The following is a 15,918-nucleotide window of genomic DNA, read 5'->3' as shown; positions in this document are numbered from 1 at the left end:
GTGGAAGCCCGCGCCGGCGCGTTCGTCTATCAGGAAGCAGTGCACGGTTGTAAGGATGGATGGCCGAGTGGTTTAAGGCGCACGCCTGGAAAGCGTGTGAACGTGAAAGCGTTCCGTGAGTTCGAATCTCACTCCATCCGTCGCAGGTTTGTGATATTTGCGAGGGGCGTTGCCGTGCAGTTCACGGGGCGCCCCTTGTTGCGTTCCGGGGAGCGGGTGTCGGTATTGCGCGTGGGGTGTCGGTATTGGGTTTTCCACGGGGGCCGTTGGCGTCGCCCCGGATCCCTCACCGGCCGCGCGTGCGTTGCGTACGAGGGGGCGGCGATTCTTCATCATCGTGAAGCCCGGATGCCTGGTGCGCGCACTCGCGCCAACCTCGAATTCCGACAGAAGCACGCCCCGGCGATCGAGGGGCAAGCGCAGGCATGCGGCGGCCATTACGGCCAGACGCGAGGCGAGAACGATGGAGAACGCCGCTGCCAGCGCTCCACCGATTCGCTATGCACGGCAGCACGCTCATTCCCCGCTGGCTCGCCGAGCATGCGCGGGGCGAACTGAGCCACGTGGCACATGAACCTGGAGCACCCGGTGATACGTGCTACCGGGTGAACGCGAAACGTCACTCCGCGTTGACGCCACCTCCCGCCGTTCGGAGCAGCTCCTGCCCTTCGAGGATGACCTTGGTCAGGTCCTCGTCGATCGCCGTCGTGAAGGCCGCCACCGGCGGTGGTTCCGCCTCGTACTCCGAGCAAGCGTAGAAGTCCTCTGTCGCCTCGAAAGGAAACGCGCCATCGATGGACTCCCCGCTGCCGCGGATAGAGACCTGGAGAACACCTCGGACCGTGTCCGGTGGATCATGCTCTTCGTCGGCGACCGAGATGCTGCAGACCTCCACGCTTTCGTTCGGCTCTCCGTCCATACCATCCGCGGTGTAGACGTTGCCATTGGGCGACGTGATTTCTATCGACTCTTCGCTGACGGCAGGCGCGTCCCCTTCAGGCGATACACTGACCTCCTCGGGCTCTGGAAGCTCGACGCCGAGGTCGGCCCATGTGACGGCATCAGGATCGAAGTCGTGCGCGGCCAGTGCGTCGGCGAGCGTGCCGTAGGACACGCTCTGCGCCCAGTTCTCCATCTCACCGCAGCCCGGCGTGCCGCTGCCAGATCCTGCTTCGATGGTAAGCGAGGCCGTCCAACCTTTCTCGAGCTCGAGCGACATGCAAACGTCGTCACCGCCGTAATGAGCCCAATCGAAGACGGGTTCTAGGTAGACAGTCTGCTCGGACAGATCCCACTCGACACCTCGGGATGCCAACTCGCGTTTCAATTCGTGGATCAGCCGCCATTTGTCGATCGGCTTCAGCGACGGCAAGTCGCCCGAGACGTGTTTGTCGGCGCTCTTCTTTCGACCAGCCATTCTCAACCTCCCGTTGTGGCGGGTCATTCCGCCTCGCACACGCATAGTCGCACTTCCCTCTGACAGTCTCGATCGCAAACACTCACTCAGACGACCGAACACAGAAAATAACGTCAACGGACCCGGACTGGATGGCACGCCCGGAAACACGCAATCCGAGCAAGACCAAACCGCATTTCCCGTCGAATTGTCGCGCGCAGGGGTTGAGAGCGTGCGCACGTGATGCGAAACTCTGTCAGTCATGGCCCGCTTAGCAATGGAGGGCGGCCATCTGCGAGCTACGGCATCGAACGCAACCCAATGAATTCACACCATCTCGTCACCGTCTGGAACCCGTCGTACGCCACGGACCCCCTTGAAGCGCACTTGCAATTGCTGCTGGATTGGGATGCTAGGGCCACGTCGGGTGAAGTGAACGACGACGATGTGTACGTATGGTGGGGAAAGGTCCGGTCCGGGCAGCGGCAGCAGCCAATGCCGCACCTGTCAGACGTGCTGGCGATGGCTCGTACCATCGACCCGGACACGGACCGCGAGACGCACCTCTATCTCACGGACTATCGGTCGCTCTACGTCGCGGACGTGGGGCTGATCACGGACGTGGATCCACGACCCACGGATATGCGGCATGTGCCGACGTACTACACCGCGAATGGACTGCACTGCGACTGCTGGTTCTATCTGCGTGACATCCGCCTGCTGGTGCGTGATGACCTCGAAGAAGTCACCAATGAGCTCAAGCGACTGCAGAACGTACGCTACGGCGATCGGCCCGTGTCGATTTACGGCGGCATGGTGGACTTGCCATTGATGGTGCTGCGCCCTGACGGTCGCATGTTCTTCGGAGAAGGCGAGCGTGATCGACTGGCTGATGGTGCACTCTGGGCTCGATTCGATGCGCAGCGAGGTGGCGTTGGAGCGCTCGAGGCCACATTACGCGATGACCACTTTGGATCGCGCGTGTGGGGCGCTCTCGATGTCACGGCGAGATACTTTATTGCGTCAGGCGAACGGCTGTTGCGCGAGCATCGGCGCGACCGCGGTGCGGACCTCTCACAGGTGCTGGTGAGTTATGCGAAGGCCGTCGAAATTCAGGCAAATCTCATTCTTCGCGACGCTATGCGTTCGGCCCCAGATGCTGCGCGTCGAGTGAAACTGCATGACGCGACTCGGCTGCTGCCGGAGGCGTTGCCCCTCACGTTGGGTCAGATCGCGTTCGCCTTGGGCGGTGAGCAGGAACTGGGCCGTCACCTCCGTGCGGTCTTGGAGCAAGGAGGGTGGTTTACCGCGGAATTCGCCGCGATCGTCGATGATTTCGCGAGCGCGCGAAATGCGTCGGCACATGGCGACGTGATTTCACGTGAGTCGGTCGTCCGCTGGCGGGACCGGTTACTTGGCGTTGGCGGCGAGAGTGTCATTGGAAAACTCGCCACGGTTCGCCTGAAGGGTGCGAAATAGGCGCAGTCACTCGGCGTTGACGCTCCGGAGACGCCTTGGCAGTACCATCGACTGTCAGACCCCCCACTCAGTTTGCTCAAATGACCTTGGCCACTATCCTCACCGCCGACTCCCCCCGCGCCCTGCTCGATCAGCTCGAGCGGGACATCGGCGATGTACCGCTTTCCCCGTTCGCCGTTGAGCAGATCATTGTCCAAAGCCTCGGCATGGAGCGCTGGGTTCGGAATGAACTGGCGCTCCGACAGGGGGTCGCCGCGTCGCTCAAGTTCCCGTTCCCTGCCGGATTCTGCCACGGCTTGGCGCGCGACTTACACCGCGGCACCGGCGATTCGACGGAATTCGTGCTGGACACCGCGTTCGAGGAAGAGCGACTCACGTGGCGAATTTTTGAGTGGCTGGACGAGCCCACCTTCGTCTCGGAGCCCGTATGCGGGCCGCTGCGAGGCTACCTGTTCAAGGCCGACGCGCAGAAGCGATTCAGTCTCGCGCAGCGCATCGCGAAGCAGTTCGATGACTATTTGCTCTATCGCCCGGATGTCCTGCTCGACTGGGAGGCTAGCCCGGTTCCCGCCGACGCGCCGGAGCATGTCCGTTGGCAATCGCACTTGTGGCGTTTGCTGACCAACGGTGAGCATCCGATGCATCTGGCGCGATGGTTTGTCGGCGCGATCGAGCAGCTCGAGCAGACCGCTGTGGCTCCCAAGGGACTACCGACACGCCTGTCGGTGTTCGGGGTATCGACGCTACCGCCACTCTTCGTGCGGCTCTTGCATGCGATCGGCCGGTTTGTGCCCGTACGATTCTATGTGCTGGCACCGAACGATGCACGCCGTGACGGCTCGCTCGGCAATCCGCTGTTCGCAGCATTCGGCGGTGCCTCGCGTGATCTCCTCGAGGTATTGACGGCGTCGTCTACGCCGCCGGTCTGCACGGCGATCGACACCGCACCACAGTCGCCTTCAAGCCTCCTCGGCTGGCTACAGCACGACATCCGGCATGGGATCAGCCGTCGGTCCGACAACGAGCCACATCCGCCGATCCTGCGCGATGACGCCGACACGTCGCTGCTGGTCCATGTGTGCCACTCGCCGATGCGTGAGATGGAGGTTCTGCGCGACCAGCTCCTGACCGCCTTCACCACTGATCCGACGCTGCGCCCGCATGACGTGCTCGTGCTGGTCCCGGACACCAATGTGTACGCCCCGTTGGCGACGAGCGTTTTTGGTGGCGGGGACGCGGATATGCCGGCGATACCACATCGTGTGGCTGAGCGGTCGGTTGCACAGGAGGCGTCGCCCGCACAGGCGATGCTGCAGTTGCTCAAGCTCGTGACCGCGAGGGGCGCGGCCAGCGAGGTTGTCGGACTGTTGCACTTGGCGTGCGTTGGTCGAGCGGCTGGTGTCGACACCGCGGACATGGATCGCATCATCCACTGGATGGAACAGTCGACCATTCGCTGGGGCTGGGACGGCGAGACGCGCGCCCGCGCGTTCGGCCTGCCGGCGATTGATGACAACAGCTGGCGCCGCGGACTCGACCGCTTGCTCACCGGGTACGCAACCGGACGCATCGATGATCTGGTCGGTGGCGCACTACCTGTCGCCGGAGACACGATGGGCGACGTCGAGCTGCTCGGGCGCCTCGTCGAATGGGTCGAACAGCTGTTTGCGACGCTGGAGTCACTTCGCGCCGCACACTCGTTGGCGCACTGGTGTGAGCTGTTGGCATCCGCGTTCGACTGGCTCGTCGTGGCCGAGGGCGCTGACGAGCAAGCCGCGATCGATGACGTCCTCGATGCCGTGCGCAATCTTGGTGAAATGCCTCAAATGTTGACGCCGTCGCTGCCCGTCGATTTCGACGTGATCCGCAATTGGCTGGAGCGGTCACTGAACGCCGAAGCACATGGCACTGGATTTATGGTCGGGGGGATGACGATCTGCGCGATCAAACCAATGCGGTCGATTCCGTTTCGCGTTATCGCTATGCTCGGGCTCGACGATTCGTCGTTTCCGCGAGCGTCTCGGCGATCGGCGTTCGATTTGGTAGAGATGCAGCGGCGTAGCGGAGACCGTGATGGACGTCAGGATGACCGGCAGCTCTTTCTTGACACGCTGCTGTGCGCCGAACAGCAGCTCATCCTGTCGTACGTGGGCCGATCACAAAAGAACAACTCCGCGATTGCGGCGTCGGTGGTCATCTCAGAACTACTCGACACGATCGATGCATCGTTCGTAACGGATATTTCCGACGAGAAGGGTCGAACCATACCCGTGAGCCAGCGCATGGTCGTCGAGCATCGACTGCAGCCCTTCAGTCCCGCGTACTTCGACGCATCGGATGACCGGCTGTTCAGCTACAGCGCATCCACGGCCCGCAGCGTCGCTGCCGCGCAGCAGCGGTTGCCAGTCGCACCGTTCCTGAGCCAAGCAGAAATGGACCGGCGCGCAGATCGGTCCAGTGGAGGGATCCTCGATGTATCGCTGCAAGATCTGATCGCGTGCTGGCTCAATCCGGCGAAGTTCTACTGCGTGCAGACGCTCGGGCTCCGCATTCCGGGGGATCACGAGGAACTCGATGACGCTGAGCCGATGGAGATCGACGCGCTCGCGCGAACGATCCTTCAGCAACGTATGCTGGATCGACATCTCGCCGGAGAGGCCGACATAACGCAAGAAATGTCGCTCGCGCGTGCCACGGGTGACCTGCCGTCGGGAGCGCTTGCCGCGGCGTGGTATACCAAGTTGCGTGGCGATCTTGGCGGCTTTCTCGATCGTGTTGGCCGACCGCTGTTCAAGGAGCCGATCACCATCAACTGTAATGGCGAAGGTTGGCGGCTCACTGGACGTGTTGACGGCATCGTCGACGGAGGACGACTGCAGGTGCGGGCCGCTACCCTCAAGTCCAAAGACCTCGTGCGGGCGTGGATCACACACGTCGCCTTGTGCGCGCAACACGCCGGACAGACCACCACGGTGACTGGCACCGACGAGTCCGTGGTGTTTGAACCGGTGTTGGACCCCACGGCCATGCTCGACTTCTTGATTGGCGAGTACGCGAACGCGCGTGTCGCGCCGTTGCCGTTCTTTCTCGGGGCGTCGCAGGCGTATCAACGTACACGCGTGTCGACGCGGGCAAAAAGCCAGCCAATCGATGCCGCGGCCAGCGCGTACGAGGGTACCGAACATGCCGCCGGTGACGCCACAGATCCATATGTGGCCCTGTGCTGGCGGGGGCGCTCGCCTATTGATGCATGCGCCGACCGTTTTATTGAAATCACCACGACGTTCTGGGACGCGATGGATGCCTCTCGCAAGAAAGAATCGACGCCTGACGCCGAGAGTGTAGAATGAGTGGCCGTACAACGACCCAGGTGCGCCCGGCAGCGACCCCGTTCGATGCGTTCAGCGTGTCGGTCGATCCTGGCATCGTGTTGGTCGAGGCGAGCGCTGGAACGGGAAAGACGTTCGGCATCACGATGACCGTGCTTCGCTTGCTCCTCGAAGAGCATCCCGACGGCAGTCGTGTCGTCGACGGTATCGGCAACATTCTGGTCGTGACGTTTACCAAGCCAGCCACGAACGAATTGATCACGAGAGTTCGCGCCGTGCTACGTCTGGCCCACGATGTACTCACTGGCGCGCCCACGGACGAGAATGACACGACCGCTCGGATCCGCCAACTGGTGAGCGGGCGCGAGGCTCGTGCCACCGCACGCATCCGTGAGGCGCTCGCCTCAGTGGACAAGCTGTCGATCTTCACGATTCACGGCTTCTGTAAACGCGTGCTCGATGAATTCGCGCTGGAGAGCGGAACACCGTTTGGTGCAGCCCTGCTGACCGAGGACCACGACATTGTAGACGCGGCCATGGGAGACTGGTGGCGCCGCACGCTCTATGAGGACAGCGCGCTCGCGGGCTTCGCGGCAAGTCAGGCGCTGACGCCATGGTCGTTCGCCAAGGATTTTAAGAAGTGGCGCTGTCTGCCTGAGACCGCGATCGAGCCCGAGTTGTCGATCGATGCGGCGAAGGCACTTGTCGCTGCCGCGCAGCAAGAGTTGGCGTCCAGTCTGCAAGGATTCGATCTGGCGGGTTACCTCGAATCGATCACGTGGCTTAGCGCTGCGGCGCTTCGGGATAAGGCCATCCGCAAGCAGGTTGTTGCCGCCGGCAACGCTGCGATAGTGGGCAGCATGGCGGATTCAGTGTTCATTGCGAAGCATTGTGCCGTCAAAGCGTTGCAGACAGGTGCAGGGAAGCGGGCGAAGGAGGCCAAAGCGTTGCATGCCGCCATTCCACAGCAACCGTTCGTGCAGGCGGTGGGGACCCTCGAAGTCGCCCTCACGGCGCTGCTCGGTGCGTTGAGAGCGTCGTGCCTACGGTCGGTCGCGACGAGCTTGACGGCAGAAAAGGTGCGACGTAACGCGCTTGGCTTCGATGACCTGCTCATCGCGCTCCGCGATGTGCTTCTGGCTTCCGGAAGTGACGGGCTCTTGGCAAAGTCCATTCGGCGCCAGTATCAGGCCGCTCTCATCGACGAGTTCCAGGATACCGACCAATACCAGTTTCCCATCTTCAGTACGGCGTTCGAAGGCTGTCCGCTCTTTCTGATCGGCGATCCGAAGCAGGCGATCTACGGATTCCGCGGTGCCGACGTATTTGCGTATCTGTCGGCCGCCTCAACCGCCTCGCGCGTACATACGCTGGATACCAACTGGCGCAGCACGCCAACCATGATTCGCGCGGTGAACGGTCTGTTCAACCAGCGCCCCAATCCATTTTTGTACGATCAGATCGCCTTTAGTGGCGCGCAGGCCGCCGAGCGTGGTACGAAGGGCGGGACCGCGATGCGGCTCATCGACGATGGGAAACGCGCGTTGCATTGGTGGTTTCTGTCGCCGGATGCGGGAGCCAACGAGTCTGTGGCAATCGCCAAGGGATTCGCGTTTGATAGGATTGCCAAGATCTGTGTGGCAGAGGTCATTCGTGTCCTGCAAAGCGGTGTGGCACCGCGTGAAATTGCCATCCTGGTGCGTTCCGGTTATGAAGGCGTTGAACTCGAACGGGTGTTGCGGGTAGCGAACGTCCCCGCCGTCGTGTCTGGGATGGGCGACATTCTCCATTCGCCGGAACTTCGTGAACTGCATCTGATCATGCGCGCGGTCGCCAATCCGCGTGACTTCTCGATGCTTCGAGCCGCCTTAGCCACAGAGCTCTGGGGCGCCTCTCATCAGGACCTTGTGACGTGGGCAGCGCCTGGCGGCGAAGCGCAATGGGACGCACTGGTAGATGATGTCGACGCCCTTCGACAACTCTGGATGGATCGCGGCTTCCTCGCCTTCGCGCAGCGTCTCCTGAATGCGCAACGGGTGGAGGCGCGGTGGATGCCCCTGTCGGATGGGGAGCGTCGGCTGACAAATCTTCGTCATGTCATCGAGCTGGTGCATGCCGCTAGTTCGTCGCGGCAGCTCGGCGTTGATGCCCTGCTGCATTGGATGGCGAGTGAGACGGCACGGCCCACGGAGGAGCGCGAGGTCACTGAGCTCCGCCTGGAAAGCGATGCCGATGCCGTGCAGATCGTCACCATCCACAAGAGTAAGGGCTTGGAATACGACGTGGTCTTCTGTCCGACGCTGTGGTCCACGTACGCGGTCGCCGCCGGCGAGGCCGTGGTCGTCCACACGGACACGGACACCGTGGTATTCGACCATGGATCGCCGCAGCGTGAAGCGCGTGGCCGGCTCGCGCTGGCCGAGCGGCTGGCGGAAGACCTGCGACTGACGTACGTGGCGATGACGCGCGCACGGCTGCGCACCTATGTGGCGTGGGGGCCGATCGTGAACAAGAAGACACAGGCCGCGTCGTGGCACTCCGGATTAGCCTATCTGATGCGGGATGCCGCGTGGCCCGACGCCGAGAGTCTCGATGACACCGTCGCGGGTACCGCGAAGGCGTGGTCGAGCAATCTCGATCACTGGCTACAGCGCTTGGAGACCTTGGTGACAGCGCACGCTGAGTGCATGAGCTTCGAGCTCGCCGCCGATGTAGACACCAAGATCCACGCGATCGCGTCGGAGGAGTCACCTCAGTTTCTCACCGCCCGGGGGCCACTCCCCACAGCATCGCAGTTTGATACATGGGGCATCACGAGCTATACCGCACTCTCAACCGGCGCCAAAACGGACGTGGCGCGCGACGTGGATGATGCACCCGCCATCGTGCACGCCAGCGCGCGAGTTCAGCCCACGGTAGCCGAACGTAGCGACTTCAGTGCGTTCCCCGCCGGACGACGCCCAGGTGTTGTGCTGCATGAGCTGTTTGAATACGTGGACTTTGCGACGTCGGGGGAGACGCTGCGATCCAGCGTCTCGCACACGTTGCGAAAGTACGCGATGGCCGACGGTGACTCCGATCCGCGCATCATGGCGGTCACTGACATGATGGAACGCGTCCTCGCCGCCCCGGTCGGCTCGTCGAGCTTCGTACTCCACGAGGTCGACGCCGAACACACGCTGCGCGAATGGGAGTTCCTCTTGCCGCTCGGCACCGTGCAGCGCAACACGTTCGCCGACATCTTTGCACGTCACGGTGGCGCACTGGGGGCCTCGTACGTACCGCTCCTGCGGCAACTCGCTGGCCGGCGCATTCACGGGTTCCTGAAGGGCTTCGTAGATCTCGTGTTCGAGCACGGGGGGCGATGGTACGTGGTCGACTGGAAGTCGAATCAGCTGGGTGCCGACATGAGCGCCTATTCGCCGCTGGCGCTGCGGGAGGTGATGCACGAAAGCCACTACACGTTGCAGTATCACCTGTATGTCGTCGCGTTGCATCGCTATTTGCGTGCGCGACTGCCTGGCTACTCCTACGAGACGCACATGGGTGGGGCCGCGTATGCGTTTCTGCGTGGGTTCACTGCCGACGGACATCATGGATGGTATGTCGATCGGCCATCGCTGGAGCTGGTAACGGCCATCGATGAGTTGATGGACGCTGGCCGAGTGCTTCACTCGCGAGGTGCCGCATGACGACCTCTCGCGAGACGGACCGAATTGACGTCCTGACGCCGATCGACGTCGCGTTCGGCAGGCTGCTCGCTCGAATCGGCGGCGCCTCGCTCAATGATGGCGCAGCGTGTGAACTCATCGCACGAACTGGGGCATTGCTCAGCTTCGAGCGCGGGCTCGGGAATAGCTGTCTGGACATCGCCTCCGTGACGCGGCTGCAGGCGCTAGACGGCTCGTCGGACGTATCTGCGCCGAACGTCGCTGAGTGGCAGGAAATGCTCGTGGCGAGCGGAGTCGTGGGCAATGGCGTAAGCCCAACGCCACTCGTGATGGAGGGTACGCGACTCTATTTGCGTCGATTTTACGCCGCCGAGGAGCGCTTGGCGCACGAGATTACCGGGCGCATGCACGAGACGGGCGACCATGCCGAGGAGCCTGATGCGGCTACGGTCGCGCTCTTTCGCAGACTCTTCCCCGTATCGGAGGGGGTAACCGATTGGCAAGCCGTCGCTGCTGGGGCCGCGTTGCGCCGCCGACTCCTGTTCATCACGGGCGGTCCTGGCACTGGAAAGACGACCGTCGCCGCGCGGATTCTCGCGTTGCTTTTGCATCGCCGTCCCACGTTGCGCATCGCGCTGGCCGCGCCGACGGGTCGCGCCGCTGCGCGCTTGGCTGAAGCGATCACAAGTGCGGCCACGTCAATGGAGATCAGCCCTGAGCTGCGTGGGCTACTGCCCACCAAAGGGACCACGCTCCATCGACTCCTGGGGTATGCCCCGTGGAACGACCGGTTCCGATATAGACCGGACAATCGATTGGCAGAAGATGTGGTGATCATCGATGAGGCCTCGATGGTCGATGTGCTGATGATGGATGCGTTTTTCGGGGCCGTCAGTCCGTCCGCGCGAATCATCGTCCTTGGTGATCCCGACCAGTTGGTCAGTGTCGAGACCGGATTCGTGCTCGGCGACATCAGCCGCGCGGCCGATACGGTGGGCGTCGATCATGGGCCTGGGCTGGCCGCGTGGTTTACGGCGCTCGCTGGAGCACCCTTACCAGCATCCACAGCCGCGACACCGTTGCGCGACAGTGTCGTGCAATTGCGCCGTTCCTATCGCTTTGAGAAACAGCTGGGGATCGGCGCTTTGGCGCTAGCGGTACAACGGCAAGACGCCGACAGCGCACTCGTGATTCTTGCTGACGAGACGCTCTCAGACGTGGGGACAGTCGACGCAGCGGTAACGCCCACGCAACTGCTCGCGCCACTGCTGAAACATGTCGAGGCCTATTTGTTGGCCCAAGACCCAGCAGCGGCTCTCGGAGCTTTGGCCGATTTCCGTGTGCTGTGTGCGTTACGTGAAGGCGATACTGGCGTTTCCGGACTGAATGCGCTCGTTGAGCGGTGGCTGCAGTCGCGGGGACTGCCCGTGAAGGGTTGGTACGATCACCGGCCGGTGTTGATTACCGCGAATGATCCGTCGACGGGACTCTTCAATGGTGACGTCGGCGTGACGCTCACCGCGAATGGGCGAACCGAGGTGCATTTCGCGAGCGGAAACGGTGTTCGCGCCTTCGCGCCGGCGCGACTCCCCGCGCACGTGACGGCGTGGGCCATGACCGTCCACAAGGCGCAGGGGTCAGAGTTCGGGCATGTGATGCTGGTCTTGCCCGACGTAGACTCGCGTATTCTGACACGAGAGTTGCTGTACACCGGCATCACGCGCGCCAAGCAGACCGTGACGATCGCGGGCAGCAGCGAGATCTTGCGGACCGCTATCGGGCGGAATGTGACGAGATCATCCGGGCTACTCGGTCGACTGGTGTGATGTTCCTATCCGACGCTGAAGGATTCGGGTGTCCACCGAGGCACCGCTGTCCTCAGCGCCGTGCGACGGGCTCGTGAGTCGACAGGTTCGACGTCGACTGGGCCGCTCCAATCGTCGGCGTTTCGAAGCGACGTTTATCACCGACCCAGCGCGCAGCCTCGTCGGCATCGCGCATCGTGCAAAGGTGGAGCCCGCTCATTCTTCGTCTTCCTCGCCCGCGGCAAGTAAAAGGTCTCTATCGAGCTTCTTGTTCATCTTGACCCCGAGTGCCTGCAGCTTCCTCGTTTGGTCCACGAGACTGCCATTGCCATCCGTCAACTTCTTCTTGGCCTCGCCAAAACTGGTCTGCGCACGATCAAGGTGAACGCCGATCTTGAGTAGATCTTCTGAGAATGCCACGAACTTGTCGAGCATCTTCGCACCGCGGTCGGCGATATCCTGCGCGTTGCGTGACTGCGCTTCCTGGCGCCATACATGGGCAATCGTGCGCACGACGAAGAGAAACGTGCTTGGACTGACGATCAGGACATTCTTGTCCCATGCCATCTGAAAGAGATCCTTCTGCCCCGTGACAGCGGCCATGAAGGCGCCCTCGAGCGGCATGAACATCACCACGAAGTCGAGTGAGCTGAGCTTATAAAGCTCTTCATAGCGCTTGTCGCCAAGTCCCTTGATGTGCGCCTTTACCGATACGATGTGCGCCTGCAGGAACGCCGCGCGAGCCTCGGGGTCGTTCGCCGACGCGTATTCGCTGTACGCCGTGAGCGTGACCTTGGAGTCCACCACCATGTCGCGACCCTGCGGAAGGTGCAACACGACGTCGGGAATCACGCGGTCGCCCTCGGCATTGAGCTGCGTCACTTGGCGAGTGTATTGCTGTCCTTCAACCAGCCCGGCGTTGCTGAGGAGCTGATCGAGGAGCATTTCCCCCCAGTCGCCCTGCGCCTTGGAGTCGCCCTTGAGGGCGCGCGTGAGGTTGGTCGTCTCATCACGCAACGTGCCATTCAGCTCAGACAGCGCACGCACCTGCTCGGCGAGGGCGCTGCGCTGCTGACCTTCGGCCACATACACCTCTTCCACCTTTTGACGGAAGCCGTTGAGCTCCGTCTGCAGTGGCGTCAGGAGCGTGGTGATAGCGGTGTGATTGAGCTCCACGAACTTCTTGCTCTTGTCGTCGAGAATCTCGCTGGCGAGCGCCTTGAACTGCAGCGACAGCTCCTCACGCGCACCTTGGAGCACGGCGAGCTTCTCGGCGCTCTGCGCGCGCTCGGCGTCGAGTGAGGCCTGGGCGGTGGCGAGAGCGCCACCACGCTCGTCGAGCTGCGTGCGCACGCCAACAAGCTCCTGCTGTAGTTCCCTCCGGGTGCGCTCCCCTTCAGCGATGCGCGTGTCGCGCCCCGCCAGCTCGCTCGTGAGCCCGGCGACTGCGGCACTATCGCTCGCGGGCTTGCTGCGGAGGGTGCCAATGAGGTAGCCCAGGGCGAGCGCGAGGAGCGCGGTAACGCCGAGCGTGATGAGTTGCGTGAGGTCCATGTGGGGGTGTGGGGGAATCACGTGAATATGCAGCGGGGGTCTGACAACCGTGCGCGTTGACCCGTCATCCCAACCGTGTCCATCACGATCTGCTCACGGTGCTTCTCATGGACTACGAGAGCGGAGCGCGCCGTCGCGTCAGCGAAATGCTCGTGGGCAAGAGGCGGCTCTCGTCGGCGATGTGCCGTGCGCTCTACAATGGACTTCGCATTCCGCTGGAGTCGCTCGTGGCGCATTCTGCCGAAGATGAGCCACCGGAGGATATCCAGTGGGATCGTTTTCCCGTTTGAGCGTTGCTGAAGGCTGGCGCCTTTTCAGATGAGGTGGCGGCAACGATTCCTACGTCACCGTTTACCCGAGGGGCGAAACTATGAGCCACATCATCGGATTTTTGACGATCGACCGAAAGGGGCGTACCACCATCCCTCAGGAGATGCGGAAGCAACTCGGGATTACCCCGGGCGTGCAGTTGCGCGTCGAACAAACCGACATAGGGGCCTTCGAACTCGTGCCGGCGGTGTCGATCCCCCAGGACCAGCTGTCCTATCACTCCGCTGAGGGGCGCCCCCGCCTGAAACAGGCGGAGGCGGACATTCGCTCGGGCCGCGTGACGCGCACCACGGGTCCGGATGAAGCGCAGTCGCTCCTGGACTCGCTGAAGGCGCGCTGAGACCTCATAGCGCGCGATCAGCAGTCCCTGAATGCGGAGAGGACGGACCACTTCGGGGAAAGCTACGCGAAGCCTCAGGCCACCGAGCAGAAGTCCGCAGAGCATCGCGGAGGGCATGGTGTTCTTCGTTGACGTCGTACCCCATGACCAGATCGATAAGTGCGGACGACGTTAAGGAGTGAAGAGTGCTGAGTGCTCGCCTTCTTTAGCGTGGTCTCAACCTTTTGAACATGCGACGGCAAGCGCTGGCGTCTTGAAGAGGCCGCCGCCCGATTTGCGAAGCAGTTAAATGCCCCCTAGCCTCACCACGTCCCGCGCCGGCTAGGTGGGGCAGTTCAGCCCGGCCACGACTGGGGGATTTTGGGGAAGCCACCGGGGGTCGCGCTACACGCGACCGAGCAGATCCCGACCTTCGAGGATGACCTTGGTCAGGGCGTCGTCGATGTCGGTCGTGAAAGCCTTGACCGGCGGTGGTTCCGCTTCATACTCCGAGCACTCGTAGAAATCCTCGATCGCTTCGAAAGGAAACGCACCATCGATGGACTCCTCGCTGCCGCGGATCGAGACCTTGAGAACACCTCTGACCGTGTCCGGTGGGTCATGCTCTTCGTCGGTGACCGAGATGCTGCAGACCTTCACGCTTTCGTTCGGCTCTCCGTCCATGCCATCCGCGGTGTACACGTTGCCATTGGGCGACGTGACTTCTATTGAACTTTCGCAGACGACAGGCCCGTCCCCTTCAGGCGATACACTGACCTCCTCGGGGTCTAGAAGCTCCACACCGAGGTCGGCCCATGTGACGGCATCAGGATCAAAGTCGTGCGCGGCCAGTGCGTCGGCGAGCGTGTCGTAGGATACGCTCTGCGCCAAGTTGTCCATCTCGCCGTTGCCTGACGAGCCGCTGCCAGATCCTGCTTCGATGGTCAGCGAGGCCGTCCAACCTTTCTCGAGCTCGAACGAAATATTTATGTCGTCACCGTCGTAATGCGCCCAATCGAAGACGGGTTCTAGGTAGACGCTGTTCCCGGACAGATCCCACTCGACACCTCGAGATGCCAACTCGCGTTTCAATTCGTGGATCAGCCGCCATTTGTCGATCGGCTTCAGCGACGGCAAGTCGCCCGAGACGTGTTTGTCGGCGCTCTTCTTTCGACCAGCCATTCTGAACCTCCTGTTGTGGCGGGTCATTCCGCCTCGCACATGCATAGTCGCACTACCGTCTGACAGTCTCGATCGCGAATACTCACGTTTCCGACCGATCCGCTAAAATAGCGTCACGGAACGTGGACAGCGAATCGGGGGCGAGGCGACGGTAGCCTTCCCAATGATCCCTCCACCCAAAGCATCTGCGGCCGCTGTCAGACCTCGGCGCTGGGACAATCGCATCTTCTGCCCCTTAGCTGGACGCCTGGTGGCGTCCCTCGGCGGAGGAGATTGCAGTATGTCTCCACATACCGCCGATAGGCCTCCGCGCGACGGCTCCACTTAGCCGCGTCGACACTGTCGGTTTTCCAGTCCACGATATTCCACGCGCCATCTTGCAGCACCGCCGCATCGATCACCCCCTCGGTGACGACTGCCGTGCTGCCGTGCATGACATGCCGCATCACGGTCAATTCCGTCATGATCGTGGCGCCGGCAGGCATTCCCGTACTCCATGCGGAAACCTCGGCGCTCTCGGCAAACGCCAGCAGCTCCGCATCGAGCGTCGGCGATAACCGCACCCTTTCCTCCCGACCGCGCGCGGAGTACCAACGGCTTGGCATCGTCGGCGTCTTTCGACGACTGCGTGACCGTCTGTACGGAGACGCTCGCCGTACGTGCGGCCGAGGAGAGATCTCGAGTACGGCGGTCAGGCGGTCCAGCACGACCCCGCCGCCGGTGACGCTGCGGCCACGGCGCGCTCCGCGTGGGCGGCACTCAACGGCGCAGTACCGCCAGGCGTGAACGTCTTGATCGCGACGGTGCCGGTGAGGCACTCGAACTCCATCGACAAGTGCTCGCAGAGCATGTT

General features: G+C 62.4%; 10 protein-coding genes and 1 tRNA gene. 7 read left to right on the top strand and 4 right to left on the bottom strand.

The features are described from left to right. Positions 1-53: 53 nt before the first annotated feature. Positions 54-140 (top strand) — tRNA-Ser (locus tag ACESNG_RS02160). Between the two features lie 479 nt (positions 141-619). Here ACESNG_RS02160 and ACESNG_RS02155 read toward each other — a convergent pair. Further along, on the bottom strand, positions 620-1,444 hold the full coding sequence (locus ACESNG_RS02155) for a hypothetical protein (protein WP_373067599.1): 825 nt from the start codon (positions 1,442-1,444) through the stop codon (positions 620-622). Between the two features lie 273 nt (positions 1,445-1,717). Between ACESNG_RS02155 and ACESNG_RS02150 the strand changes: the two genes are divergently transcribed. From ACESNG_RS02150 to recD, 4 genes are all read left to right on the top strand, one after another. Beyond that, the gene (locus ACESNG_RS02150) at positions 1,718-2,875 is read left to right on the top strand and encodes a hypothetical protein (RefSeq protein ID WP_373067597.1); all 1,158 of its coding nucleotides are present in this window, start codon (positions 1,718-1,720) and stop codon (positions 2,873-2,875) included. An 80-nt stretch (positions 2,876-2,955) separates the two neighbouring features. Continuing rightward, positions 2,956-6,225 (top strand): exodeoxyribonuclease V subunit gamma, encoded by a 3,270-nt coding sequence (locus ACESNG_RS02145; RefSeq protein ID WP_373067595.1) that lies wholly within the window; start codon positions 2,956-2,958, stop codon positions 6,223-6,225. Next, positions 6,222-9,896 (top strand): exodeoxyribonuclease V subunit beta, encoded by a 3,675-nt coding sequence (recB, locus tag ACESNG_RS02140; protein WP_373067592.1) that lies wholly within the window; start codon positions 6,222-6,224, stop codon positions 9,894-9,896. Before ACESNG_RS02145 ends, recB begins: the two co-directional genes overlap by 4 nt. Beyond that, positions 9,893-11,701, top strand: coding sequence for an exodeoxyribonuclease V subunit alpha (gene recD / locus ACESNG_RS02135; protein ID WP_373064916.1), 1,809 nt, complete (start codon positions 9,893-9,895; stop codon positions 11,699-11,701). Before recB ends, recD begins: the two co-directional genes overlap by 4 nt. 195 nt (positions 11,702-11,896) lie before the next feature. Here the strand turns inward: recD and rmuC are convergent, their stop codons facing one another. Then, positions 11,897-13,234 carry a DNA recombination protein RmuC gene (rmuC, locus tag ACESNG_RS02130; RefSeq protein WP_373064918.1) on the bottom strand — a complete coding sequence of 446 codons (1,338 nt, stop codon included), beginning with the start codon at positions 13,232-13,234 and terminating at the stop codon, positions 11,897-11,899. Between the two features lie 56 nt (positions 13,235-13,290). Here rmuC and ACESNG_RS02125 point away from each other — a divergent pair, with 56 nt between their 5' ends. Further along, on the top strand, positions 13,291-13,524 hold the full coding sequence (locus ACESNG_RS02125) for a hypothetical protein (protein ID WP_373064920.1): 234 nt from the start codon (positions 13,291-13,293) through the stop codon (positions 13,522-13,524). A gap of 80 nt (positions 13,525-13,604) precedes the next feature. Further along, positions 13,605-13,904, top strand: coding sequence for an AbrB/MazE/SpoVT family DNA-binding domain-containing protein (locus tag ACESNG_RS02120; protein ID WP_373067590.1), 300 nt, complete (start codon positions 13,605-13,607; stop codon positions 13,902-13,904). A gap of 384 nt (positions 13,905-14,288) precedes the next feature. Here ACESNG_RS02120 and ACESNG_RS02115 read toward each other — a convergent pair whose 3' ends face one another. Both ACESNG_RS02115 and ACESNG_RS02110 read right to left on the bottom strand, forming a co-directional pair. Then, positions 14,289-15,092 (bottom strand): hypothetical protein, encoded by an 804-nt coding sequence (locus ACESNG_RS02115; RefSeq protein WP_373067588.1) that lies wholly within the window; start codon positions 15,090-15,092, stop codon positions 14,289-14,291. Between the two features lie 170 nt (positions 15,093-15,262). Then, the gene (locus ACESNG_RS02110; RefSeq protein WP_373067585.1) at positions 15,263-15,628 is read right to left on the bottom strand and encodes a hypothetical protein; all 366 of its coding nucleotides are present in this window, start codon (positions 15,626-15,628) and stop codon (positions 15,263-15,265) included. Positions 15,629-15,918 lie beyond the last annotated feature (290 nt).

It is taken from the genome of Gemmatimonas sp. (assembly GCF_041689975.1).
GTDB lineage: Bacteria > Gemmatimonadota > Gemmatimonadetes > Gemmatimonadales > Gemmatimonadaceae > Gemmatimonas.
This window is presented reverse-complemented; position numbering and strand designations above follow the sequence as displayed.

Bases quoted from the DNA above. Each gene is read 5' to 3' on its own strand.
- ACESNG_RS02155 (WP_373067599.1), bottom strand. From the start codon at position 1,444: ATGACCCGCCACAACGGGAGGTTGAGAATGGCTGGTCGAAAGAAGAGC.
- ACESNG_RS02150 (WP_373067597.1), top strand. From the start codon at position 1,718: ATGAATTCACACCATCTCGTCACCGTCTGGAACCCGTCGTACGCCACG.
- ACESNG_RS02145 (WP_373067595.1), top strand. From the start codon at position 2,956: ATGACCTTGGCCACTATCCTCACCGCCGACTCCCCCCGCGCCCTGCTC.
- recB (WP_373067592.1), top strand. From the start codon at position 6,222: ATGAGTGGCCGTACAACGACCCAGGTGCGCCCGGCAGCGACCCCGTTC.
- recD (WP_373064916.1), top strand. From the start codon at position 9,893: ATGACGACCTCTCGCGAGACGGACCGAATTGACGTCCTGACGCCGATC.
- rmuC (WP_373064918.1), bottom strand. From the start codon at position 13,234: ATGGACCTCACGCAACTCATCACGCTCGGCGTTACCGCGCTCCTCGCG.
- ACESNG_RS02120 (WP_373067590.1), top strand. From the start codon at position 13,605: ATGAGCCACATCATCGGATTTTTGACGATCGACCGAAAGGGGCGTACC.
- ACESNG_RS02115 (WP_373067588.1), bottom strand. From the start codon at position 15,092: ATGACCCGCCACAACAGGAGGTTCAGAATGGCTGGTCGAAAGAAGAGC.